At 60.6% G+C, this 24748-nt stretch carries 14 protein-coding genes; 7 read left to right on the forward strand and 7 right to left on the reverse strand.

What is annotated here, in order from left to right:
* Nucleotide 1: 1 nt before the first annotated feature.
* Genes AB731_RS03680 through AB731_RS03690 form a run of 3 tightly spaced genes read left to right on the forward strand, consistent with a single transcriptional unit; the run spans nucleotide 2 to nucleotide 3728 of the window.
* Nucleotides 2-1900 (forward strand): hydantoinase B/oxoprolinase family protein, encoded by a 1899-nt coding sequence (locus tag AB731_RS03680; RefSeq protein ID WP_047092371.1) that lies wholly within the window; start codon nucleotides 2-4, stop codon nucleotides 1898-1900.
* Nucleotides 1897-3105, forward strand: coding sequence for a CaiB/BaiF CoA transferase family protein (locus tag AB731_RS03685; protein ID WP_269429502.1), 1209 nt, complete (start codon nucleotides 1897-1899; stop codon nucleotides 3103-3105). Before AB731_RS03680 ends, AB731_RS03685 begins: the two co-directional genes overlap by 4 nt.
* Nucleotides 3105-3728, forward strand: coding sequence for an isochorismatase family protein (locus AB731_RS03690; RefSeq protein ID WP_047092370.1), 624 nt, complete (start codon nucleotides 3105-3107; stop codon nucleotides 3726-3728). Before AB731_RS03685 ends, AB731_RS03690 begins: the two co-directional genes overlap by 1 nt.
* A 12-nt stretch (nucleotides 3729-3740) precedes the next feature.
* Here the strand turns inward: AB731_RS03690 and AB731_RS03695 are convergent, their stop codons facing one another.
* The 3 genes from AB731_RS03695 to cysD are packed head-to-tail and all read right to left on the reverse strand — an operon-like array spanning nucleotide 3741 to nucleotide 7335.
* Entirely contained in the window at nucleotides 3741-4484 is a 744-nt protein-coding gene (locus AB731_RS03695; protein ID WP_047092369.1) for a 3'(2'),5'-bisphosphate nucleotidase CysQ, read from the reverse strand.
* 11 nt (nucleotides 4485-4495) lie between these two features.
* Complete coding sequence (cysN, locus tag AB731_RS03700) at nucleotides 4496-6421, reverse strand: sulfate adenylyltransferase subunit CysN (RefSeq protein WP_047092368.1); 1926 nt, start codon at nucleotides 6419-6421, stop codon at nucleotides 4496-4498.
* Nucleotides 6421-7335 (reverse strand): sulfate adenylyltransferase subunit CysD, encoded by a 915-nt coding sequence (cysD, locus tag AB731_RS03705; RefSeq protein ID WP_047092367.1) that lies wholly within the window; start codon nucleotides 7333-7335, stop codon nucleotides 6421-6423. Before cysD ends, cysN begins: the two co-directional genes overlap by 1 nt.
* A gap of 81 nt (nucleotides 7336-7416) precedes the next feature.
* On the opposite strand from cysD, the gene AB731_RS03710 reads away from it, so the two are divergent.
* Both AB731_RS03710 and mmsB read left to right on the forward strand, forming a co-directional pair.
* A complete protein-coding gene (locus tag AB731_RS03710) occupies nucleotides 7417-8478 on the forward strand; it encodes a helix-turn-helix transcriptional regulator (RefSeq protein ID WP_231638827.1) in 1062 nt (353 codons plus the stop codon).
* 42 nt (nucleotides 8479-8520) lie between these two features.
* Nucleotides 8521-9393: a 3-hydroxyisobutyrate dehydrogenase gene (mmsB, locus tag AB731_RS03715; protein ID WP_047092366.1), complete on the forward strand. Its 873-nt coding sequence runs from the start codon at nucleotides 8521-8523 to the stop codon at nucleotides 9391-9393.
* A 3-nt stretch (nucleotides 9394-9396) separates the two neighbouring features.
* On the opposite strand, the gene AB731_RS03720 is transcribed toward mmsB, so the two are convergent.
* The 4 genes from AB731_RS03720 to AB731_RS03735 all read right to left on the reverse strand — a co-directional run bounded on the left by AB731_RS03720 (nucleotide 9397) and on the right by AB731_RS03735 (nucleotide 21302).
* On the reverse strand, nucleotides 9397-12429 hold the full coding sequence (locus AB731_RS03720; protein ID WP_047092365.1) for a CHAT domain-containing protein: 3033 nt from the start codon (nucleotides 12427-12429) through the stop codon (nucleotides 9397-9399).
* Nucleotides 12429-18461 (reverse strand): beta strand repeat-containing protein, encoded by a 6033-nt coding sequence (locus tag AB731_RS03725; protein WP_047092364.1) that lies wholly within the window; start codon nucleotides 18459-18461, stop codon nucleotides 12429-12431. The genes AB731_RS03720 and AB731_RS03725 overlap by 1 nt, the downstream gene beginning before the upstream one ends.
* Nucleotides 18458-20200, reverse strand: coding sequence for a ShlB/FhaC/HecB family hemolysin secretion/activation protein (locus AB731_RS03730; RefSeq protein WP_047092363.1), 1743 nt, complete (start codon nucleotides 20198-20200; stop codon nucleotides 18458-18460). The genes AB731_RS03725 and AB731_RS03730 overlap by 4 nt, the downstream gene beginning before the upstream one ends.
* Before the next feature lie 199 nt (nucleotides 20201-20399).
* Nucleotides 20400-21302: a tetratricopeptide repeat protein gene (locus AB731_RS03735; protein ID WP_047092362.1), complete on the reverse strand. Its 903-nt coding sequence runs from the start codon at nucleotides 21300-21302 to the stop codon at nucleotides 20400-20402.
* Between the two features lie 117 nt (nucleotides 21303-21419).
* Between AB731_RS03735 and AB731_RS03740 the strand changes: the two genes are divergently transcribed.
* Together AB731_RS03740 and AB731_RS03745 are read left to right on the forward strand one after the other, a co-directional pair.
* Nucleotides 21420-23873 (forward strand): cyclic nucleotide-binding domain-containing protein, encoded by a 2454-nt coding sequence (locus AB731_RS03740; protein ID WP_047092361.1) that lies wholly within the window; start codon nucleotides 21420-21422, stop codon nucleotides 23871-23873.
* Nucleotides 23873-24742 carry a hypothetical protein gene (locus tag AB731_RS03745; protein ID WP_173425732.1) on the forward strand — a complete coding sequence of 290 codons (870 nt, stop codon included), beginning with the start codon at nucleotides 23873-23875 and terminating at the stop codon, nucleotides 24740-24742. Before AB731_RS03740 ends, AB731_RS03745 begins: the two co-directional genes overlap by 1 nt.
* Nucleotides 24743-24748 lie beyond the last annotated feature (6 nt).

The raw sequence follows: 24748 nt of genomic DNA on the forward strand, positions 1-24748 counted from the left end.
GATGCCCGCTGAAATCATTCAAACGAACGACACTCCATTCGAGCGTGTTGCCATCGATCCGGTCACGCTGGACATTATCGAGAACGCCCTGCGCAATGCTCGCATCGAAATGGATGCTACACTGGTGCGCACTGCCATGTCGCCCGGTATCCGTGAACAGGGGGATGCCTTCCCGCTGATTGCGGATGCGAAGGGCAAGATGATCGTCGGCCAGTTCGGCAGCTTCATCGACGGCTTCCTGCGCCAGTTCGACGGGACGCTGGAGGATGGCGACATGATCTTCCTGTCGGATCCCTATTCCTGCGAAGGCGCCGTCAGCCACTCCAACGATTGGCTCGTGCTGCTGCCTGTGTTCAAGGATGGCCGCCTGATCGCCTATACTGCCATGTTCGGCCATCAGTCCGATATTGGCGGAAGCGTTGTTGGCTCCATGCCGATCAAGGCCAGCTCCATCTTTGAAGAAGGCGTTCGCATTCCGCCGGTAAAAATCTGGAAGAAGGGCGAATATAACGATGATCTGATGAAGCTGGTGATGCACCAGACGCGTAAACCCGACTGGTGCCAGGCTGACCTCAATGCGTTGATTGCCAGCTGCCGGGTTGCCTCCAACCGCGTCATCGAAATGGCGGGGCGCTTTGGCGACGATGTGTATTTCTCCGCCACGCAGGAATTGCTGGAACGCAACCACCGCGCCATGAACGCGCTGATCGGCATGGCTATCGCGGAAGAGCCGGTGAGTTTCGAGGACTACGTCTGCGATGATGGAAAGGGCTTTGGCCCTTACAAGATCAAATGCACGATGTGGCGCGAAGACGGCAAGGTGATCCTCGATTTCGAAGGCACCGATCCGCAAAGCGCGGCGTCGATCAACTTCTATCTTAATGAAAACATGTTCAAGATGTTCTTCGGCATCTACATGATCATGGTGTTCGATCCGCAGATCCTGTTCAATGACGGGTTCTATGATCTGATCGATGTGCGCATCCCCGAAGGATCGCTGCTGAAGCCGAAATTCCCCGCCGCGCTTTCGGGCCGGACCCACGCCTTGGGACGGATTTTTGACATTCTGGGCGGCTTGCTGGGCCAGAAGACACCGGAATTCCTTAACGCTGCCGGATTCAGTTCCAGCCCGCATCTGTTCTACAGCGGGTGGGATAACCGTGAAGGCAAATCGGGGGAATGGTTCCAGCTGTTCCAGATCGGCTTTGGCGGCATTCCCGGCAGGCCGATGGGCGACGGGCCGGATGGCCACTCGCTGTGGCCGGGCTTTACTAATGTCCCGAACGAATTCCTCGAGCGTTATTTCCCGCTGCGGATTGAACGTTACGCGACAGAACCAGACAGCGGCGGTGCGGGCAAGCATCGCGGCGGTAATGGCATCCGCATGACGTACCGCTTCCTGGCCGACGGCCAGATCGCGGTGCATGATGATCGCTGGTTCGTGCCCCCGTGGGGCGTGAATGGCGGCGCTCCGGGTGGACGGGCGACCAAGCTGCTTGAACGTGCCGACGGGACCAGCGAAGTCGTCGGCAACAAGGTTGAAGATGTTGACGTGAAGGAAGGCGATTTGCTGCACTTCGTCACCTGGGGCGGTGGCGGCTGGGGCGACCCGCTTGAACGCGATCCTGAATTGGTGGCGCTGGAAGTGGAGCAGGGCCTCGTGACAGCAGAAGGCGCGCGCGCATATGGCGTGGTGTTGGCTGCCGATGGCACTGTGGATCAGAATGCGACGGCGGCTTTGCGAAAGGAGATCACTTCGGATCGCGGCGAGTTGCCTCTGTTCGACTATGGTCCCAATCTTGATGAACTGCGAGCCAACTGCCTTGCGGAAACAGGCTTGCCCGCACCCACGCAGCCGGAATGGGCCAATCACAAACACATGGCGGAAGCGGCAGAGTGAGCACACCCAAGAATGCTCCGGCCACTGGCGCACTCGCAGGTCTGCGCGTCGTGGAAATGGGCCAGCTGCTGGCCGGGCCGTTCTGCGGTCAATTGCTTGGCGATATGGGCGCTGATGTCATCAAGGTGGAACCGCCCGGCCGCGGAGATCCCATGCGTGACTGGGGGCAGGGCGAAGAAAAGGTGCAATGGGAAGTCATCGGCCGCAACAAGCAGTCGGTCACCTGCAATCTGCGCGTGCCAGAAGGACAGGCGATAGCCCGGAAACTGATTGCCACAGCCGATGTGCTCATCGAGAATTTCAAGCCGGGAACGCTGGAGAAGTGGGGCCTGTCCCCCCAGATATTGCATAGCGATAATCCGGGACTCATTATCGCGCGCATGTCCGGCTACGGTCAGGATGGCCCCTATTCCAACCGCGCTGGCTTTGGCGGCATCGGGGAAGCAATGGGCGGATGGCGCTACATCGTGGGCGAACCGGACCGTATGCCATCGCGCATGGGCATTTCCATCGGCGACACGCTGTGCGCGAGTTATGGCTGCATGGGCGTGCTCGCCGCGCTGCATCACCGGGATAAAACCGGCCAAGGCCAGATTGTCGATACTGCGTTATACGAAGCGGTATTGCAGGTGATGGAAGGGCTGGTGTCTGAATTCGATCACAATGACTTCATCCGCGAACGGTCCGGTTCGATCCTGCCCGGCATTGCGCCTTCGAACGTCTATCAGTGCAAGGACGGGCCATTCATGATCGCGGCCAACAATGATGCGATTTTCGCGCGGCTGGCGCAGGCCATGGGTCAACCCGAACTGGCACAGGATGACCGGTATTCCACGCACATTGCGCGCGGCAAGAACCAGACAGAGCTGGACAATATGGTCAATGCCTGGACCAGCACGCTCACCGTTGAAGAGGTGGACGCAGCGATGATCGCACATTCGATCCCGGCAGGCCGTGTCTACCGCGCGCCGGACATGCTGGCGGACCCGCACTTCAAGGCGCGTGATGCGATCATCGAGGTCGAGACGGAGCGTTACGGCAAGCTGAAGATGCAGAACGCCTTTCCCAAATTCTCCGAAACCCCGTCCAGCGTGCGGCGCGCGGCGCCATCGGTGCCGGGGCAGGACAATGCGGAAATTTATGGTGCTGCGCTGGGGCTGGACGAAGCTGAACTTGCCAGACTGGCCGAGGAAGGCGTTGTCTGATGACTGACAGCAGCGTGCAGGACAATTATGCGGGCGTTTACAATGGCAAGCTAGCGCCGGGCCGCAAAGCGGCTCTGCTGATTGTCGATGTGGTGATGGCTTACCTTGAGGAAGGCTCGCCACTGTTTATGCAAACTGCCGAGGAAGCGCTGCAAAGCAATGTCAGGCTGACAGACGCCGCGCGGGCTGCGGGGATGCCGGTCATCTTCACCAATCTCGAATATCAGGCGGGCGGCGCGGATGGCGGGGTGTTTTATCGCAAGGCGCCGGTGCTCAAGGTTTTTGACGCAGGCTCGCCGCGCGGCGCCTTTCCGGGCAGGCTGGAGCCGCAAGCGGGCGAACTGGTAATGACCAAGCAATATGCCTCGGCGTTCTTCGGCACTCCGCTTGCCGCGACATTGACGGCGATCGGCGTCGATACGCTGCTGATCACCGGTTACTCGACATCGGGCTGCGTACGCGCCACCGGCGTGGATGCCATGCAGCACGGGTTTATCCCGCTGATCGTGCGGGAGGCCTGCGCTGATCGTCATGAAGGCCCGCATGAAGCGAATTTGTTCGATCTTCAGGCCAAATATGCCGAAGTTATCAGCGAGGCAGAAGCGCTCGGCGTGATCGGCTAATTAGGCCCGGACTTACGCCGCTGACTGCAAAATTCCCAGCACCAGTTCTGAATGCTCTTTCCGGCAAATCAGCAGGTCGGGCAGGTAGGTATCGCGTTGATTGTAAATCAGCGGGCTTCCATCGATCCGGCTGATATGCAGGCCGTGTGCTGCGGCAACGGCAGCAGGGGCGCAGCTGTCCCATTCGAACTGGCCGCCCGAATGCAGATAGATGTCTGCCTCTCCGCGCAAGATCGCCATGGCCTTGGCTCCGGCGCTGCCCATCGGCACGAGCGCCGCGCCGATTGCTTCTGCCACCATGACAGCCTCCGCAGCAGGTCGGGTGCGGCTGACAACCATGCGCAGCTTTTCAGGCGCGGCGGGCACTTCCACCAGCCGGTCGGTCCGCAGGACCTGGCCTAAACCGGGCAGGGCAACAGCACCGATCTTCGGCACGCCGCCAACGGCCAGTGCAACATGCACTGCCCAGTCGGAGCGTTCCTCGCCATATTCGCGAGTGCCGTCCACCGGATCGATGATCCACACGCGATCTTTCTCCAGCCGCTCCTCTGTATCCTTGCTTTCTTCCGACAGCAGCCCGTCATCGGGGCGTTGCTGGCGCAGCGCGTGCATCAGGAATTCGTTGGCCGTCTGGTCGCCCGCTTTGCCCAGTGATTTACCTTCGAACATGCCCGAATTGCGCACTTCGATCAGGATGCGGCCAGCGCATTCGGCAAGGTGTGCAGCAAGCTCGGCGTCGGTTCGGGGAGAGGTCATGTGGGCACTACTCACTTCAAAGGCAGGATTTTGTCGATGATGTAATTTGCCGCTTCTTCGGGCGACATCTCGACAGTGTTGACGGTGATTTCAGGCGCTTCGGGCGCTTCATAGGGGCTGTCGATCCCGGTAAAGTTCTTCAGATTGCCTGCCCGGGCCTTTTTATACAAACCCTTCACATCGCGTTCTTCAGCAACTTCCAAGGGAGTGTCGACGAAGATCTCCACAAACTCATGGCCTTCCAGCATTTCCCGCACCATTTGCCGCTCTGCACGGAAGGGCGAAATGAAGGCGGTGAGCACGATCAACCCCGCATCGGTCATCAGCTTGGCCACTTCGCCAATGCGGCGGATATTCTCTATCCGGTCCGCTTCGGTAAAGCCAAGGTCCTTGTTCAGGCCGTGACGGACATTGTCCCCGTCGAGCAGGAAGGTATGGCGGTTCATCAGTGCCAGCTTCTTCTCAACCTCGTTCGCAATTGTCGATTTGCCGGAGCCGGAAAGGCCCGTGAACCACAGAACGCGCGGTGTCTGGTTCTTCATGCTCGCATGATGTTCGCGCGTTATGTCGCTCGCCTGCCAATGCACGTTCTGGCTGCGGCGCAAGCTGAAATTCAGCATTCCGGCAGCGACGGTTGCATTGGTGATCTTGTCGACCAGAATGAAGCCGCCCAGAGTCCGGTTGTCGGCGTAGGATTCGAACACCAATGCCTTGTCTGCATAGACTTCGGCGACACCGATATCGTTCAGCGACAGGGTCTTGGCCGCCAGTTCGTCCATGGTGTTTACGTCAACGCGGTGCTTGGGCTGCTGCACGGTGGCGGATACGGTCTGTGTGCCCAGTTTGAGCCAGTAGCCACGCCCGACATGCAGGTCTTCATCGTTCAGCCACACCAGTGTCGCTTCGAACTGGTCGGCGGTTTCGGGCGGATTGTCCGCGACGCACAATACATCGCCGCGTGAACAATCGATCTCGTCATCAAGTGTAATGGTGACGGCCTGACCGGCAATCGCTTCCTCCAGATCGCCGTCATACGTCACGATGCTTTTGACAGTGCTGGTCTTGCCCGAGGGAAGAGCGCGCACGGCATCGCCCGGCTTTACAGATCCGGTCGCAATCAGACCGGAAAAGCCGCGGAAGTCGAGGTTGGGGCGATTGACCCATTGCACCGGCATGCGGAACGGCTTCTGCGAAGCGACTTCGGACAGCACCGCGACGCCTTCGAGATGCTCGACAAGGCTTGGGCCGACGTACCACGGCGTCTTTTCTGAAGGTGCTGCCGTAATGTTGTCGCCCTTGAACCCGCTGATGGGCAGGGCGGTGAAGCTCTCGATCCCGATCTCGCTTGCAAACTTGGCGTAGTCGGCAACGATCGCATCGAACCTGGCCTGATCGTAATCGACCAGATCCATCTTGTTCACTGCCAGCACGATGTTCTTGATACCGATCAAGTGGCACAGATAGCTGTGGCGGCGCGTCTGCACGAGCACGCCCTTGCGCGCATCGATCAGGATCACGGCAAGATCAGCGGTGGAAGCACCGGTCACCATATTGCGCGTATATTGTTCATGCCCCGGGCAATCGGCGACGATGAACTTGCGCTTTTCAGTGTTGAAGAAGCGGTAGGCAACATCGATCGTGATGCCCTGTTCGCGTTCCGCCGCCAGGCCATCCACCAGCAGCGCGAAATCAATTTCCTGCCCCTGCGTGCCGACCTTCTTGCTGTCTGCGCTCAGCGCATCGAGCTGGTCTTCGAAGATCATCTTGCTGTCATACAGCAGCCGCCCGATAAGCGTGCTTTTGCCGTCATCCACGCTGCCGCAGGTGATGAAGCGCAGCATCGTTTTGTGCTGGTGCGTTTCCAGATAACTGTCGATGTCTTCTGCAATGAGGGCTTCGGTCTGGTAGACGGAATTGCCGCTGGTATCTTGAGCCATCAGAAATACCCCTCCTGCTTCTTTTTCTCCATGCCGGCACCGCCAGCATCCTTGTCGATCACACGTCCCTGCCGTTCGCTTGTGGTTGTGAGCAGCGTTTCCTGGATCACTTCGGAAAGCGTCTTGGCCTCGCTTTCGACTGCTCCTGTCAACGGGGAGCAGCCGAGCGTGCGGAAGCGGACCGATTTGATGGTGATTTCGGGCATATATCCCAAAACACGTTCCAGCCGCTCCGGATCGTCGGCCATGAACAGACCGCCTTCCCATTCGTAAGTCGGGCGCGGCGCGGAGAAATACAACGGAACAATCTCGATATTTTCCAGCTGGATATACTGCCATACGTCCAGCTCGGTCCAATTGGAGATCGGGAAAACGCGGATGCTTTCGCCCTTGTTCTTGCGGGCATTGTACAGGTTCCACAGTTCCGCCCGCTGGTTCTTCGGGTCCCAGCCGTGGCTGGCGGTGCGGAAGGAAAAGATGCGCTCTTTCGCGCGGCTCTTTTCCTCATCCCGGCGGGCTCCGCCGAAGGCTGCATCGAAGCCATGCATCGTGAGCGCCTGCTTCAGCCCTTCGGTCTTCCACATGTCGGTATGCAAGGGTCCGTGATCGAATGGGTTGATGCCGCGTTCCTGCGCTTCGGCGTTCTGGTGGACGAGCAATTCCATGCCCGCGTCTTCAGCTGCCTTTTCGCGCAGCGCGTACATTTCCTTGAACTTCCAAGTGGTGTCGACGTGCAGCAGCGGAAACGGCGGGGGGGAGGGGTAAAAGGCCTTCTTCGCCAGATGCAGCATCACGGCAGAATCCTTACCGACCGAATACATCATGACGGGCTTGTCAGCCTCGGCCGCGACTTCGCGGATAATGTGGATCGCTTCAGCTTCGAGGCGTTGCAGGTGAGTCAGTGGTGCGGTCACGGATGGTGTCCCTTGTGGCTCTTGTTGCAGCGCGGCATAGGACGGACGCAATCAAGGTGGACCTCCCATTTGGGAGGGGGTATGCTCCAGTTCATGCGCATTCCAAATCTTGGCGAGACAGAACTGCTGGTCCCTTTGTATGATGGCATGTTTGAGCAGCCTATGTGGCATACCTTTCTCTCCCGTCTGCGGCAGGTGACAGGGGCGGGCTTCGCCGCGATCATGCTTCGCCCTACGAAAGGCGCGGAAACGGTACGACTTGCATCCGGACAGGAAGGTTGGGAAGAGCGCCTTCGGCCGCTGATCGCGAAAACTGGCACAGGCGAGATCGCGCTGCGCGAAGGCCGTGTTTACGGGCGCAGTGAATTTGATGCGGATATCACTGCGATTATCCCCGCTCTGCAAGTGGTCCGCATTTGCGAGGAATCGGGATTGGATGCCGCGCTGATACTGGCCGGTGATGCGAATCTTGGCGCGGACATCGCGAGTCTGCTTTCCGCGCTCGCCCCGCACATGAGCACTGCTCTGCGCGTGCTTGCCAGTGTTGAGCGCGAACGGGCGCGATCGGAAATGAGCGCCGAGGTTTTTGCCCGGATCAACTTCGGCTGGATATCGCTTGATGCCAAGTGCCGGATCGTCGACTGCGACCCGCAGGCGGAGCGATTGATGCAGCAATCGGGCATTTTGCGGCGCGGGCATTATAACCGGCTGACGCCGGCTGCCCCCGCAGTCGATCGCCAACTGACTGCGCTGGTGCGAGAATTTGCGACAACGCCACGCGCGCGGCCACGCGCTATCAATCTCAGCCATGATCCGTGGATCGATATTCTGGCGGCGCCTTTGCGGCTTGAAGCCTTGGCAGGCGGGACAGATGCAGTAGCGGTGGTGTATATCCGGGGCGATCGCTCATCCTCGGCAGATCGTGCCGAACAATTGGTCGATCTGTTTGATCTGACACCCAGCGAAGCGCGGCTGGCATGGTCCATGGCGCAGGGGCTCTCCATTGCCGAGGCCGCCGAGGAGCACGGCCTGACAATCGAGACAGCGCGTAACTATTCCAAGAAAATCTATGCCAAGACCGGCGCGCGCGGGCAGGTGGATCTTGTGCGCCACGTACTTACCGGAGTGCTGGCGCTTGCGTGACCCAGCATGAAATGTCAGGCAACATGACAAGGAGAGAGACACATGAAAATCGCATTTATCGGTCTGGGAAACATGGGCGGCGGCATGGCGGCAAATCTTGCCAAGGCCGGTCATGACGTGCGCGCATTCGATTTGTCTGCGGATGCTCTGGCGGCGGCAGAGGCGAAGGGCTGCACCGTTTTTCATGATGCGCAGGAGGCCTGCGAAGGCGTGGATGCAGTGGTTTCTATGCTGCCCAATGGTGCCATAGTGCGCAGCGTCTATACCGACAGCGTCATCGGCCATGCGCCCAAAGGTGCCGTGCTGCTGGATTGTTCTACCATAGATGTTGCGACTGCCCGTGAAGTCGGCCAGGCGGCGGCCAAGGCCGGATACCTCATGGTTGATGCCCCGGTATCGGGCGGGATTGCGGCGGCAGAGGGCGGTACATTGACCTTCATGGTCGGCGGAACCGAAGAAGGGTTCAAGCGGGCCGAACCAATCTTGAACGATATGGGCAAGGCGGTGATCCACGCTGGCGATGCGGGCAACGGGCAGGCCGCGAAAATCTGCAACAACATGTTGCTGGCCGTCCAGATGATCGGGACGGCAGAAGCGTTTGCCATGGCGCAAAAGCTTGGCCTGGATCCGCAGACTTTCTACGATATTTCCAGCGTCAGTTCCGGGCAGTGCTGGTCCATGACAAGCTATTGCCCGGTGCCCGGCGTGGGACCAAAATCGCCAGCAGATAATGATTATCAGGGCGGTTTTGCTACCGGTCTGATGCTCAAGGACTTGCGGTTGGCGATGGAAGCGGCGGAAACTGCCGGCGTGGCTCCGCGCATTGGCGGCATGGCGAAGGAATTGTACGAAGCTTTCGATGCAGCGGGAAATGGCGCACGGGATTTTTCCGCCATCATTACAGAATATGATTGAAAGCTAGCGGCGGACCGGGATCGTACCATCACCCACCACGGCGAATGCTGCCCAATAAAACGGGTGCGAGGTATTGGCATCGTCCATCAGGCCAAGCTGCGCCTGGCGTAGTGCCTCCGTCGTGGTTTCGCCGTCCTGGGCGCTGAATATTCCGCTGACGAGCCTTTGCGTGGCGCCGAAATCATCGGGCACTGGCCAATGGCTTGCCACAACAGTACGCCCGCCTGCCCCCACAAATGCGCGCACCAGACCGTCCAGTGCAAAATCGCCGGAGCCGCCAATGCCAGCTTCCCGGCTGGCCACAAGCCCGCCTTCGCTCGCGGTATTACAAGCGGACAGGATGATCAGATCGGCATCAAGCCGCAGGTCGAAAATCTCCGCGAAACTAAGCAGGCCGTCCGAATCACCGCTGCCAAAGCTGGTCAGCAAGGCAGGACGCGGCGGACAATCGGGCTGCGGCGCGGTGACAAGGCCGTGGGTCGCGAAATGCAGAATGCGGTATTCGTCCAGCTGATCCATCGCCAGCAGCGCCGTATCGGTAAAAGCAGCATCGGTAAGCACTGCTGCGTTCGAACCTTCGGATTTCACAAGCGTTTCTGCAGCGCGCAATTCGGTCGCGGCAATGGGGTTATTCCATGCAGCAGCAGACCATTGGCAACGCTCGGCACGTCCGGCGCCCTGTGCCGTTTGTGCGGCAGCGACCGATGTTTCCGTGACCGGCTGGTTCTGACCCAGTCCGAGATATTCTATTCGCGCATCAGATGCGGGCGAATTGCGCACATCGCGGAAGGATGACGGGGAAACAGCCGTGGTCACGCGCACATCCCTTCCGAGCCATGCGGTACCGGTGTAATCGAAGCTGTCGCCTTCTGGTCCGGCAGCGCGGGCCAGCTGCCGTTCCACACTGGCGTCATCGGTAACGAGCAGGTTGATCGGCATACGCAGCAGGGCACCATCGGGCTCGAAAACGAGATGACCGACCCCTGCCATTGCTTCGCCCAACTGTCCGAACAGTTCTGCATAAAGCGCCCGCGCTGTCGGCATGTCGAAGGGATAGGTAATCGTCTGTCCGGCCAGCTCTACCGCGATGGAATCGCGCAGGTCATCGACCATCCGCGCAATGGCATCGGAGGCGGCATCAATGCGGAAAGCCTGCGCGGTGTGAGGTGACGCGAAAATCGCATAAGTAGCCTCATCCAGCATCACCAGTTTGTAATAGGCCTCCCCTTCGCGGAGCGTGCCTTGCAAGTCGGCAAGTGTCATGCGCCCGTCCTCGACCACACGATACCTTGGATACCGCGCGAGATCCTGTTGCAGTTCGAGCTGGCGCACTTCCAGCGCATCCAGCTGCTGCCGCAATTGCGCCATATCGGAACCCGGTGCGGCGCTTTGCGTGCCAGCAGCATCGAGACTCGCCTGCGAGATTTGGGCGCGCAATTGCTCGATCCCCCGGCCCACATTGAGCGATTGGCGGAACAGCTGCGAGGCTTCATCACTTCCGCCTGAAAGCTCGCGTGCAAGCACGGCCTGTGTCTGGGCCAGTCCGGGCCGCAGCAGCAATTGACTGGCAGTAAACATCTCCGCTGCCGTTCCTTGGCCGCCGCGCTCCGCCAGGAGGCTGAAATAGGGGGCAAGCAGACGCCGGAGACTGGCAGCGGGTTTTGTGCCGGCGGTATCTACAAGAGAACGGTACAGCGACAGCGCTTCACCTTCGCGCCCGTTCCGCGCAAGGTATCCGGCATATTGGGCCTGCGCACTCGCAAGTGCGGGGGAGCCGGGATAATAGGCCTCTAGCATGCCTACCGCTTCGCGGTGCAGGGCTTCTGCGGCCCCAAGCTGACCGTCCCTCTCGTCAATCTCGGCAATTTCGCTGAGTACCTGCGCACGCAACCACAATACCGAGACGATGCGGCCTCCACGAACATCGAGCAATTGTGACCGGGCATCAACCAGCGCGCTGCGGGCCTGCTGCGGCAAACCCTGAGAGCGCAGGGCGCTCGCACGGATATACAATGCCTGTGCGTCAAGCAGTTGCGCTCTTTCGCCTCCTGTCAATTGGCCCGTACCGCCGCTGATCGCATTGCCGTTTTCCGCGGCGAGCCGCTCTGCCAATCCGCTGCTGACCTGCATCTGCCGGAGCTCTTGAATGCTGGACGTATTGGCAGGCAGTGGCATGTCCAGCGTCATGATCGCTTCCGCTGCACTGCCGCGGTTGAGCGCATCGATGGCTTCGAAATTGCGCGCGAGCCGGTGCAGGATCGGATCTTCGCCAAGCACGTCGCGGATATCGATAAACAGCAGTGCTGCTTCCAGATAGTTTCCAAGGTTTGACTGCTGGAGCGCGGAATTCAGCAGTGCTTCAGTGGCACTGCGGCCATCCAGCGCGCCCGCCGATGCAGAAAAGAATTCGGCGGCTTCGGCGTAATTGCCTGCATTTGCGCGGCGATAGGCTTCGGCCAGCGCACTTTGCGCCGAAATCGCTTCGGCCTGCGCGCGGGCAAAGGCACTTGCATCGCCCGCCATGGTGAGCGGAATATCGACTGTGCCCGCTACTTCCCGATCGGTGGCAAGCGTTGCCACACCAAGCCGCAAGGCATCGCTGTAAACTGCGATCCCCTCCGCCGCTATTGTGTGCCCCGCACCGGTAGTCCCAATGACCAGCAATCTGTTCAGTGTGCTGCCCGGCTGCGTGCAGGCAAATGCGCGCGCGTTGGAAATGCCAGGTGTCATCCCGGTAAGCGCCGCCTGAGTGCAATCGCGCCCGTCGGCAGAGAAGGCAGCAAACACCTGGTCCGGAGAACGGCTGGGCAGGACCACAAGGCTGCCGACGGAGATTGAGGCATCCTGACAGATAATCGCGTAGTGCCGGTCAAACAGGCCATCAGCCTGCGTGGGTGACTGTATTTGCGCCTCGCACAATCCGTTGGAGCCGATCGGAACGCTGTCACGCAGCGCCATCGGCACATCTTGCGCAGCCGCCGGTGTGGAGGCGATAAGGCCAATTCCTGTAAGCCACGCGGCAAGAGTGCGAGCCATCAGTTTTCTCCCCCGCCAATAGCGCCGCCACCGATCAGAGCCTGAACAGCGCTGTCACCGCCGCTTGTCACCGGTTCGTCAATCACCTCTTCCTCGCTGATCAGTGCTGAATCGAGCAGTCTGGGGAAGTCGACCCCGAACCGGAAATCACTGGTGGCGCCATCTTCGACAATTTCGGGCACAGCCAGTGGCTCTTCGATCAGCCTGTGATTGATGTCCGGAATGATCGGGTCGACCGGCTCGGGTTCGGGCGGAACGGGACATGCTCCGGCGGCAATGTTGCAATTGTTGAAGACCGATTCCGAAGAATAGGTCGATGCGGGGTCGGCGCTGAATTCGACCAGTGCAAACCAGTCATCATTCGTTGTCTGCGCCCCGGCAACATCGCGGAGACCGAATGCGATGACTTGCAGCAAAGCTGTTGCACCTGGCAAGCTGGTGATGAGCAAGCCGCCTGCGCCAACTGTAATGCCGCCGTAAATATCATTTGCGCCGGTATTCTGTGTCAGCACCAATTCACTGGCAGACAGTTCTACTCGGCCAGCCGAAACAAAGCTGGAAGGAGAGGCCGCTCCGCCGTTGTCAAGCAAGGCATCTGCGATGGCCTGACTGGCAGGATCGGCGGCGATTTGTGCAATCAACGCGGCATCTGCTGCGACGATACGGCTCGCGCCGATTTGCAGCAGCCCTGACACGCCGCTGCCATCGTCAATGCTGATGCTGCCTGTTGGCAAGGTGATCTGCACCTGCTGCGCCGCGCCGAGTGCCAGCACATCTCCCGCTCCCGCAGAGGTTAAAGACAGCGCGCCAATGATATCCAGCGATCCGCCAACGGAAATGCCCACCCGGGAAAAGCCCGAATTGCCTGAGCCTGTGCCTGTACCTGTGCCTGTGCCTATGAACGAAAGATCACCCACCACTGCGTCAATCAGGGTGCCGGCAACGTCCGGCAAAATGACACTGAGCGTGTCACCTCGGATCGCATCGACCTCTGCTTGCAGCAACGAATATCCAGCTCCTGCCGTGGTTCCGCCAAGCACTGCCTGTTCGGCGGTATTGGTCGATACCAGAGTAACGCTGCCACCTCCGAATTGCGTATCTGCGCCAATGGCAAGATCGGCAGAAGTGTAAGTGGAATCCAGTGCGCGGATGGAGCCGACGCCCGCATCATCGCCGTCCAGCGAAATGGTCCCGCCTGCCTGCACATTGAACGTGGCGGTCAGCGTGCCGGGGTCGGCGCCGCCGATGATCAAGCCGCCATTGGCAGTCGTGAATGCAATATCGCCTGTGGCATTGGCATCAAGCGAGACGGCAGCGCCGATCTGCCCGCCGTCGCTGGCGCTGATCTGCGCCTGTGGCCCAGGATTGGCGCCCAGGGCGCTGATGGTGATGGTGTCGGTTTCGATCAGTCCGCCGGTGCTGGTCAGCAATAGCTGTCCCGGTGTCCCGTCCGCAGCGCCAGCCGTATCGGTATTAAGCGTCAGGTCGGTGATTGTGGCCAGGCCAAGATCGACATCGAACCGGGCCGTGCCTGATGTGGCCACTGCGCCGCCTACGCCCTCGGCATTAGATGTCAGAGAGAGCGCGGCCAGTGTTACTGAACCGCTTCCCGTGGTCGCCAGAAAGGCATTGCCAGCCGCTGCATCACCACCCGGACCCGCTCCGGCTGCGCGCGCATCAGAGCGGATGGCAAGCGCAGCTGCGTTCAGGACTGTACCGGACAGATCGGCCCCTGCATTGCCGCTGGTCGCCGCGCCGCCGCCATTGCCCGTGCCGCCTGCAGCATCCGACGCAAGCAGTGAAGCGCCCGTCAAGTCCAGCAATCCATTGCTGGCTGTCAGCAGCACATCGCCCGCACTGGCAGTTCCGCCAGAAGAAGATGTCGAAGTACCTCCGATCGCTGTGCTGCTCCCATCCAGAGCGGTAGTCAGCGTGCTGTCGGTGACGGTTACGTTGATCGCCCCGGACGTGGCATCGGCACCTGCAATGCCAGTAGCTGCACCTGATTCAGAGCCACCCGTCGCTGTGCTTCTCAATTGCGTTTGAGCCGCGCTAAGAGTGCCGCTGTTCGTAAGATCCAAAGCGATTCCGCCACTGCTGGCTGTGCCCGCAGTCCCGCCTACCAATTCGCTGCTGCCGCCGAATGCGATGCTTTCGAGCAAGGCAAAAGTGTCTACTGTGGCAGCCGAATTGTTGTCTACGGTCAAGCTGACATCGCCGCCTTGGCCCGCTCCGCCGTTACCATCGACTGAGAAAGCGCCAAATCCCGATGCGGTGCCGATGAGAAATGCTGCATCAAAAGAGGAGTTGTTGACAGCAGAAAGCGTGACAGTGCCGCCAGTGCCGCTGCCGCCGTTGGTGCCCACGCCGGCACCCTGGGCACGAACAATGATCCCTGCGGTTGACACGAGCGCCCCGTTATCAACGCGCGTAATCGCAGTGCCGCCCTGGCCGTTTCCGCCGCTTGCGCCGTCGATGCCTTCGCCGCCGTCGCCAGAAGCACTGACGTTCGTTTGCGCGTCAAATGACGCGGTGCCGCCTGTGACAAGCAAGCTGGATGTGCCGCCAAATCCATCGCCCGCTGCGCCGCCTGTGGCACCTTCACCGCCGCGCCCGCTTGCCTCCACTTGTGCTCCGCCGCCAATTGCCAACGTCGCTGCATCGGCTTGCACGCGTGCATTGCCGCCTGTGCCGGTGCCGCCCAGAGGACCATCTCCGCCCGATCCGTTGGCGCGCACGTCCAGGTCTGTCGCAACTATTACGCCGCTGAGTTCTGCCGCAATGCTGGCGTCACCGCCCGTCGCTGTTCCGCCGCTTGTCAGACTGCCGCCGCCAACAGCGCTGGCGCGTACCGCCAGCGTTCCACCAGATTGCAAATTGCCGATTTCGCTCGTTAAGATCGTGGCCGTTCCGCCTGTTGCCGTGCCGCCTGCAAAGCCTGTGGCAGTGCTCGCACCGCCGGTGCCGCTGGCAGAAACAATGGACGACGACGCCGCCAGAACAAGCTGCCCCCCATCGCCGCTGACCGAAGCTGTTGCCGTGCCGCCGTCCCCGCTACCCCCTGCCGCATTTGCGCCAGTTCCGCCAATCCCGTCAGCGGTCAGTATGAAGCTATCGATAGTGGTATTCGCGCCAGCGAAAGTGGCGAATACCACATCTCCGCCGCGGCCATTTCCAGCTGGCTGTCCGGCAGTCAGGGCATCTCCGCCGACGCCGATTGCGTTGATAGTCAGTACGGTGGCGGCTGCGTCCAGGGTACCTAGGGCATTTTGCACCTGCACATCGCCGCCAAATCCCGCGCCGCCGACGCCCCCGGTTGATGCGCCGCCCGTGCCGATGCTCCCCAGATTGAGCGGTCCGGTCAGACTGATAATGCCGCCATCGATATCGACAGCAATGGTTGCCCCGGTGGCCTGGCCGCCGTCGCCCGCAAGCCCAGCGCCGCCAAACGCGCCACCATCGGCCGTATAGCTGCCGAGATTGATCTGGCTGCTATTCCCGGCAAATAGATTCAAACCAGCACCGATGGCAGAACCGCCCGCGCTGCCATTGCCTCCAATGGACTGTGCGTCTTGCGATAGCACACCGGTAACAGCGACAATTCCGCCGTTGACTGCAGCAGCTTCATGCAGACCGCCCACGGCGTTGCCGCCTGCACCGGATTGCGAAAAGCCGCCTGTGACGGTGCCGGTCTGGACCAATGTGTTGGTGATGCTGACGGCGGCACCCGCCCCATCGGCAATAACGGCTGTACTCCCGCCGGATGCTGCGCCGCCAGTGCCGCCTATCGAACTGCCACCTGTTGCCGTGCTGCCAAGCGCTGCGCCGCTGGCCCCGGCAATGATGATCTGCCCGTTCGCATCAGCCAGTATGGCGATGTCGCCGGATGTTGCATTGCCGCCCGCGCCTGCGGTATTGACGTTTCCGCCCTGGGCATCTGCCGCCACGGTCAGGATGCCGCCGACCGACAGGACGCCGGCGGTTGCGATCATGTCTGCGAAACCACCTTGCGCAGCGCCGCCGTTAAAGCCGCCCGATGCCAGGGCAGAACTGTCGAGAACAAGCTGACCGCCAACCGTTATATCGGCATTGGCAATATTGATCGCCGTGCGACCGCCAATTGCCTGCCCGGCATTACCGCCGCTGATCACCGTCCCGCCAGAACTGCTTGCATCAAGCGTCACATCGCCTTGCAGATCGACAATACCGGAATCGATGGCGCTGATTTGCACATTACCGCCAGTGACGGTGGCCGCAGTACCGGTAAGGATATCAGCAGGTGCCGATACACTGGCCGCGCTCGCCACAACATTGCCCGCGATGCGGGTGAGGCCGCCGCCTGTATCCGTACCGATCAGGATATCGCCGCCTGCGGCATCATTCAGGAAAGTATCATCGGAGGCGGCGATGGAAGGTGTTTGCGCGCCTGCGTCAATCGAAAGTCCACCCAGCGCGGCCAGTGTCCCGCCCAATACGGATACGAATTGCGCCGAACCTCCGCTCATCAATCCATTGCCGGCAAAAGCCCCTGTTTGGTCGGTTCGCGCAAAGGCCTCCATCCGCACATCACCGGTGAGATCTATCGTTCCGCCATCAGCCAATATTTGCGCCTGGCCGCCCGCGCCCGAACCAATCGTGCCAAAGTTGGGATTGATGCCGGGAAGCGCGCTCGCGGCGACCATTGTCTGGCCGGTCACGCTCACCAGGCTGCCAATCCCGGAGCGGACCGCAGCGAAGCCGCCGACAGCATTTTCGTTTGTGAAAATCAGCGAATTGGTGCCGAAACTGCGCGCAGAGACGAACAGGTCGCCGCCGACGATTATTTGCTGGCCTGCATCGGCATTGACGACTGCCTGTTGCCGCCCGACCAGCGTCAGGTCGCCCGCAAAACTTGACGATACCGTTACTGCGTCAAGATTGGTCTGGCCTGTTGCTATTGCCAGCAGATTGCTTGTCGCGGTCACGCCGTTCAACACGATGTCGGCCTGTACGCCGGAGGTCAGGCTGCGCCCGTCAAAGAAACTGCCTGCGCCTTGCCGATTGTCGTCGCCGTCAACCGTTCGGCCCGTCACATTGAAATCGGCCGACAGGATAATATCACCATTGACCACGCCAGCTGCAACGGCCGGATCAAAACCGAGGTTGCCGCCAAACAGCATCGAAACGCCGCCGCCGCTGATTGCGCCCGCCGTAACGCCGTAGATGACATGTTCGTCGGCGGCCCCGGTGCTGGATGGGCCGCCAGAACTGCCCGAATGGTCGATCGTCAATCCGCCCGTTGAACCGTTCTGGACGATGATATCAAACAGGCCGCTTGAATGGGTCAGCTGGACCGCCGTTGTCGCGACATAGGCGATGGACCCGTTGTAATAGGCATCGCCCGCCATCGTGATCTGTGGCGATGCAACAATCAGGAAGCTGTTTTCCGGAGTGCCGGTCAGGCTCGCACCAGCTTGAATGTCGACAAATCCGCTTGAACCATTCAGCAGAAGCGGACCTGTTCCATTGGCGAAATTGCTAAAGCTGGCGAGATCGACATCCTGCGATGTCAGCATCAGTTGCGGTACTTCAAAGCGGCCGGTTGACCCGACAATGATGCCTGTAGGGGAGTAAAAGGCCACAAAACCGCCCGGGCCGATCGGGATGCCCGAGAAATCGGTCAGGAAAGCCTGCACCAATCCGTCAAACTGCGCCGGACTGTTCGTGCCGTCCGGGAGGATGCGGTTGAGGATTGCGAAATTGGCCGTGCCCTGGAAAATCGCGGTATTTCCGTCTGGCAGAAATGTGAAAGGCTGGCCGTTCGCTTCATCGAAATCGGGAAACCAGTCGACGACAGCATCGGTTCCGTCCACGAAAACCCGGGTTTCACCGGGCACCATGGTATCAATACTGACTGTCCCCTGCACCACAGTGGGGCTTGCCTGAATTCCCTGCGCCTGCGCACTTTGCGCGGCAAAGCTCGCCCCGGAGATTAAAGCTGCGAGCGCGCAGCCGCGCAGCAGTGAAGGTTTGGCGAATGGGCGCATGGTCATGAGGACCTCCAGGGCAGCAGCCGGGCGTTCAAAGTGAAGAGGACGCGCACATCGCCGCGCTGCCCGGTGGAATCGAGCCGATTTATCGGCACAGCGACCGTCAAATCGCCTTGAATATTGGCGCCGCGCACAAACCGCAGCCCCGCTCCTGCTGACCACAAATGATCGGTCGGATCGAACAGGCCGGGATCCTTGTTGTCGGTCCACGCTGCGTCTGTGAAAACATAGGGCTGAAAGTTCAGGTCGGTGTTGTTGCGCGGGACGAGCGAGCCATAGCGCAGCTCCAGACTGGTCCCGATCCCGCTATCTCCCAGTATCGCGCTGGGATCATATCCGCGCCCGATGGCGTAATTGCCTCCTGCAAATTCCTCGAAGGCAGGCAAGGCGGAACCGCTCAGCTGCGCCTCCAGATCGAAGGCGATGGCAAACATCGGAGTCGGACGGAATTCGTTGGCAATTTCAGCCCGCACATACAGCGGTGTCGGATCCTGCGAAATGCGCGACGGCCCGATATTGCCGCCGATCAGGCAGGCGGCGATATTGCCGCGGCAATCATCGCTCGCCCCAAAAATGCCAAATCCCTGTCGCACCTCCGCCGTGGCGGCGAGCCGGTAACGCGGTTCGTACGGTGAATAGCCGTCGCGGCGCGCAATGGAGCCGGCATCAACATGCAGGAATGTTCCGCGCACAAAGGCAGTGCGTCCGCGATCACGAGTGAAGGGATTGCCGTTTACCGTTACATCCTGATCGACATAGTCGAACCCCGCTGCGCCCCAGAACGAATTTTCCTGTGTGCGAAGAAACGCATAACTTGCCTCGAGTGAGGCAAAGAGTGTCTCGGATTTGATATCGAAGCCGGGCAGCGCGTCGGGATTGGTCCAGCCGTAAGTCAGCTGGGCAGACGCGACGAGACTGTCCGATCCGAGCCGCATGTCGTGGCCGAATTGCAGTGTTCTTTGCTCATCGAAATCCAGCGTAGTGAAGGCCGAAATGCTTGTCCGGTCGCCATTGCCCGTAAGGTTATAAATTTCACCGCGAACCAGCGCGCCGTAGCGCCCAAGCGCGCGGCTGCCCCAGTTTTGTACATTGACGTCAAGCGCGCCGCGCTGGCGCAACACCGCAATTTCGCCGATCAGATCACCAGGCTCTCCCGTGGGAGCAGGGCGCAGCGAAAGCCGCACATTCATTCCCGGCACATCATTGGCGAGCAGCAGATAACGCTCCGCCTGATTTACGTTGAATACATCCTGCCCGACCAGCCGTTCAAGATAACTCTCGATCAGGCCTTCTGCGCCCGCAGTGTCGCCGCGCGCGCGAATTGCCACCAGCCGGCCCAATATGACGCGCATTTCGGCACGGCCATCGCCAAGGCTCTGCGCCGGAATTTCAACGGCGGCGAGATAACCTGCCTGTTCCAGCAGAGCGGCGGCGCGGTCGCGAATGTCGCACAGCGCGCGAATTGGCAGCTCGCGGCCCAGATATCCCTCATGCGCCAGTGCCAGGGCAACTTCGGCTGCGCGTTCCGCGCCGGTGTAATCGACACCGGTCAGCGTTACGGTCAGGGTTTCATAATCGGGATTGTCGAGCGCGCAGGGTGATCGCTCCATCTGTCCGTCGACAGTCAAGGTGGTGTCTTGCCGCGCATCGGGGCGCGCCTGCGGAGCGGTCAGCTCGTCACGCGTTGGCGGGCTGACATCTTGCGCTACAGCTGCGCTTGGCAGCATGAGCCCGGCGAGCATGCTTGCCCCTGCCAAAGCGCGCGGAACGAATGAGATACTACGGCGCGGCCTGCTTCCTCGGCAGGATACCAGTCGTGATTGCCGTAGATTACGCATTCGGTCGTCTCCCATCGCCCCCCCACGGGATGACCCTAGTGTGTAAAACTTATGCGCCCATAAACGGGCAGTGTCTATGCGCGCTGGCCCGGTTTCCCGCCATTCATTCTACGCCAATGGCGTTAGCGGCCGCATTGATGTTCGCAGCTTCGCCGGGATGTGCGGCAAGCGCCCGATCACGGGTGCGGCGTGCATCACCGGTTCTTCCGAGCTGGTCGTAGCTGCGCATCAACATGACCCAGTCCTGCGCGCTGCCGCCATCGCTTTCCAGCCGTGCTGCCAGCCGTGCGGTCATGCCTTCGGCCATGTCCTGCTGCTCATCCGGAGCGAGCGAGGCGGCGGCCGCCATCTGTTCCTGTGTGGGGCCAGGGCGCGCGCCGGTGATATTGGCGGGAAGAATGTCTCGTGCCGCGGAGGCACGACTTATGCGGTCTTCCACCGGAATTTCATTGATCGCGCCCACCTGGGTAATCGTGCGCACCAGATCGTTTTCCCACGGCGCGCCAGCCGGGCTATCGGCGAGCAAGGCAAGCCAATCACCGATTGCGCCATCATGATCGCCGGTCAGATCCCGCGCTACGCCAAGGAAATAGCGCGCCCGCGGATCTCCTGAATCCAGTTCAACGGCGCGGCGGAAGGCCTGCTTTGCGGCATCCGGCATCGGATCGTCCGCACTCGCCATCACCCGCGCTTCGCCCAGCGATGACCACAGGACGGCGCTATCCGGGTCGGCTTCTACGGCTTTCCCGTAGGCATCTGCGGCTTCGGCAAAACGATTGGCGGCAAACTGCGCTGCGCCAAGTTCCTGCCAGCCCACGGGATCGTTCGGGTCTGCCTGCGCACGCGCTGCCAGCATCTCCAGCGTGGGCGGCAGGGACATGCCAGCCGCATCGGTTCCGGCGATTTGTGTATCGCTGCGTGCGTCCATTGTGCGGTAACCGACGATTGCCACGACCAGCGCAACGCCCGCCAGCGTTGCGATCCCGCCCTTGCTTATTCTAGCCATGTCGAAAAACCCCACTCGTTACACTTGCCAGATTAGCGCGCCCCCGCCACACCGCAAGGGGACCGCCATTGCTTTTCAATCGCAGTTTGTTTGGGCATGGTGGCCTTAGGGGGAATAATGGGGCAAGTAACGCAGAAGGTTCAGGTTGCAATTGTCGGGTCCGGCCCGGCTGGCCTGAGCGCCGCCGCCCATGCGGCCGCGCTGGGTATGAGCCATGTGCTGATCGAAAAGACGGATCACCTGTCCGATACGATTTTCAAGTATCAGAAGGGCAAGCACGTGATGGCGACGCCCAGCAATCTGGTGCTGCGCAGCGATCTTGATTTCGATGCGGGCAAGCGTGAAGCCATTCTGGAAATGTGGGACAGCCAGATCGAAGAGGGCAAGGTCAATGTCCTTTACCGTGCCGAAGTCACCGCGATTACCGGCGAGCCCGGCGATTTTCTGCTGGAGATCAAGGGCCAGGATACAGTTCAGGCAGAGCGCGTTGTGCTCGCCATTGGTACGCAGGGCAATCCCAACCGCCTGCGCGTTCCCGGCGCAGATTTGCCGCATATCCAGTATCAGCTGGATGATCCGGGCGAGTATTTCGACGAGCATATTACAGTAGTCGGATCGGGTGATGCGGGTATTGAAAATGCGCTTGGCCTGGCGGCTGATCCAGCGCAGTCCAACACCGTTACCATCCTCAACCGCGGAGACAGCTTTGCCCGCGCCAAGGGGGCAAACGTCAAACTGCTGGAAGAGGCGGAGGGAGATGGCCGGATCATCGTGCGGCGGGAAACCAGCCCCAGTGAAGTAAAGCCCGGCGAACTGGTGCTGGAAACCCGCGACGGTGAAGAAGTGATCCGCTGCGACCGCATAATCGCGCGCACCGGTTCCAAGCCTCCGCGCGACTTCGTGACGGCGATAGGCGTCGATTTCACCAGCGAAGAGCGCGATGCCTTTCCGGCGCTGACGCAGACATTCGAAACAACCAAGAGCGGCGTCCACGTGATTGGTGCGCTGGCGGGCTATCCGCTGATCAAGCACTGCATGAACCAGGGCTATGACGTGATCGAATTCCTTGCCGGGAACACCGATCTGAAGCCTGCCGACCAGCCCATTCTGGAAGAGAAATTTGCCCCGTTACCGGGCCGCCGATCAGTCGAGGAATGGCTGGATGTGTTCGGTGCGAATGTGGTGATCTTTGAAGAGCTTTCACCGCTGCAATTGCGCGAGCTCATGCTCGACTCCACGGTAAGCGCCTTCGATGCGGGTGACATCGTGTTTACCCGTAACGATCCCGGGTCGTCCATGTTCGCCATTGCCGAAGGGTCGGTGGTGGTGGAGGTTAATCCGGAAGATCCGTCAATTACCGTGCCGATCGAGCAAGGTTCCATCTTTGGCGAGGTCGGGCTGATTTCTGGCCGCAGGCGGGGGGCCACCGTTCGCGCGGCCGAACCCCTCGTCACCATCGAACTTTCACGCAATGCCGCGCTAAAGCTGATCGCCACGGCACCAAGCGCGGGACGCGCGGTCAATCGAATCAGTGTGGAACGGCAATTCCTGCAGATGTTCGGATCGGGCCTCACACGCGAAGATGTGGCAGAGATTGTAGAAGCGGGCGAAGTGCAAGACGTGCGCGCGGGCGAAGTGGTGGTGACAGAAGGCGCGGACGACAAGGATATCTTCATTATCCGGCGCGGCTCCATGATCGTGGAAAAGAGCATTGGCGGGCAGCCGGTATTCCTCTCCTACCTGCCCGCAGGGTCCTATTTCGGGGAAATGGCGGTGATTGACGGATCGGCGCGCACTGCCACCGTCAAGGCGGCGATCAAAAGCGAAGTCGTGCGGTTTCCGGGCGAGATGTTCTTGCGGTTGCTGGATGCCAAGCCCGATCTGAAACACCGCGCGCTGGAAGACATGAAGGGCCGCCGCGAAGTCAGCGCCTTTGTCGAAGCGCGCAAGGAAAGCTTCGGCAGCGCAGCGGATATGTATTCCGAAACCGCCGCCTTCCTGGTCGACAACGGCATTGGCGAGGCAACCGATGTGTTGCTGATCGACGAGACATTGTGCGTTGGCTGCGACAATTGCGAGAAGGCTTGCGCAGACAGCCATGACGGCCTCTCCCGGCTCGACCGCGAAGCGGGCCGGTCTTATGCGCACCTCCACGTCCCCACGTCCTGCCGTCACTGCGAGCACCCGCACTGCATGGCCGATTGCCCGCCGAACGCAATCAAGCGCGGTCCTGACGGCGAAGTGTTTATTGACGATACCTGCATCGGCTGCGGCAATTGCCAGCGCAACTGCCCTTACGGCGTGATCCGCATGGATGCGGTGCCGCCCAAAAAGCCGGGCCTGCTCAGCTGGATGCTGTTTGGCGCCGGACCAGGGCCGGGTGAGGCAAGCTATGGCTGGCGCAAGAAACACGCAGATCCGGATAAGCCGAAGCAAGCCATCAAGTGCGATATGTGCGCCGGTATCAAGGGCGGCCCCGCCTGCGTCCGCGCTTGCCCCACGGGTGCAGCAATCCGCGTGGCACCGGACAAATTCCTCAGCGTCACCAAATTGACGGAAGAGGTCGAATAATGGCGACGGCACCAGACGGGCGCTTTGTGCAGGACGAGGCACGCCGCGATTCCGATCACGTCAGTTTTCTGAAGCATCGCCGCTGGCGGTGGGCGAAAATCGCGACTGTGTTGAGCATTGTCGCCATCGCCAGCTATCTGCTGGTCGACGTCACGCCGCGTCATAATGGCGGCAGCTGGTATGGTTATACGCTGGGCACGATTGGTGCATTGCTCATCCTGTGGTTGAGCATGCTCGGCGTGCGCAAGCGGAACATGAGCGAAGGGCGCTGGAGTTTGAAGGCATGGACATCTGCGCATGTCTATCTCGGCCTGGCGCTGGTCGTAATCGCTACGCTGCACACCGGCTTTCAGCTTGGCTGGAATGTTCATACGCTGGCCTGGGCGCTGATGCTGGTGGTGGTGATTTCGGGCATTTACGGCATCAGTGCCTACGCCGCTCTGCCCAAGGAAATCAGCAGCAACCGGCGGCAGATGACCAAGGGGGATATGCTGGAAGCACTCGCCGCGATTGATCGCCAACTGGAAAGCGCTGCGCAGCCGCTTGCGCGCGATGAAGCCGATCTGGTGATTGGAGCGCTGGAGCAGGACCCGTTCGATTTCGGGATCGGTGCGCGCCTTTCAGGCCAGTATCGCCGATGCCGGACCATTGCCGCACTGAAGCAATTGAACGCCACTGCCCCGCATGAGGCTCCGGTGGAGAAAGTTGCGTCGCTGCTGCGAAAACGCCGCGCCCAACTGGAACAGATCCGCCGCCAGATGCGCCTGCGCGCATTGCTCGACATCTGGCTTTATGTACATGTGCCGGTCACGATCGCGCTGATTGCGGCGCTCACGGCGCATATCGTTTCCGTGTTCTATTACTGGTGAGGGGGC

Source organism: Aurantiacibacter marinus, assembly GCF_001021555.1.
GTDB classification, from domain to species: domain Bacteria; phylum Pseudomonadota; class Alphaproteobacteria; order Sphingomonadales; family Sphingomonadaceae; genus Alteraurantiacibacter; species Alteraurantiacibacter marinus.

Excerpts from the sequence above, each read along its gene's own strand:
- AB731_RS03680 (WP_047092371.1), top strand. The coding sequence starts at position 2 with ATGCCCGCTGAAATCATTCAAACGAACGACACTCCATTCGAGCGTGTT.
- AB731_RS03690 (WP_047092370.1), top strand. The coding sequence starts at position 3,105 with ATGACTGACAGCAGCGTGCAGGACAATTATGCGGGCGTTTACAATGGC.
- AB731_RS03695 (WP_047092369.1), bottom strand. The coding sequence starts at position 4,484 with ATGACCTCTCCCCGAACCGACGCCGAGCTTGCTGCACACCTTGCCGAA.
- cysN (WP_047092368.1), bottom strand. The coding sequence starts at position 6,421 with ATGGCTCAAGATACCAGCGGCAATTCCGTCTACCAGACCGAAGCCCTC.
- AB731_RS03710 (WP_231638827.1), top strand. The coding sequence starts at position 7,417 with ATGCTCCAGTTCATGCGCATTCCAAATCTTGGCGAGACAGAACTGCTG.
- mmsB (WP_047092366.1), top strand. The coding sequence starts at position 8,521 with ATGAAAATCGCATTTATCGGTCTGGGAAACATGGGCGGCGGCATGGCG.
- AB731_RS03720 (WP_047092365.1), bottom strand. The coding sequence starts at position 12,429 with ATGGCTCGCACTCTTGCCGCGTGGCTTACAGGAATTGGCCTTATCGCC.
- AB731_RS03725 (WP_047092364.1), bottom strand. The coding sequence starts at position 18,461 with ATGACCATGCGCCCATTCGCCAAACCTTCACTGCTGCGCGGCTGCGCG.
- AB731_RS03730 (WP_047092363.1), bottom strand. The coding sequence starts at position 20,200 with ATGCTCGCCGGGCTCATGCTGCCAAGCGCAGCTGTAGCGCAAGATGTC.
- AB731_RS03735 (WP_047092362.1), bottom strand. The coding sequence starts at position 21,302 with ATGGCTAGAATAAGCAAGGGCGGGATCGCAACGCTGGCGGGCGTTGCG.
- AB731_RS03740 (WP_047092361.1), top strand. The coding sequence starts at position 21,420 with ATGGGGCAAGTAACGCAGAAGGTTCAGGTTGCAATTGTCGGGTCCGGC.
- AB731_RS03745 (WP_173425732.1), top strand. The coding sequence starts at position 23,873 with ATGGCGACGGCACCAGACGGGCGCTTTGTGCAGGACGAGGCACGCCGC.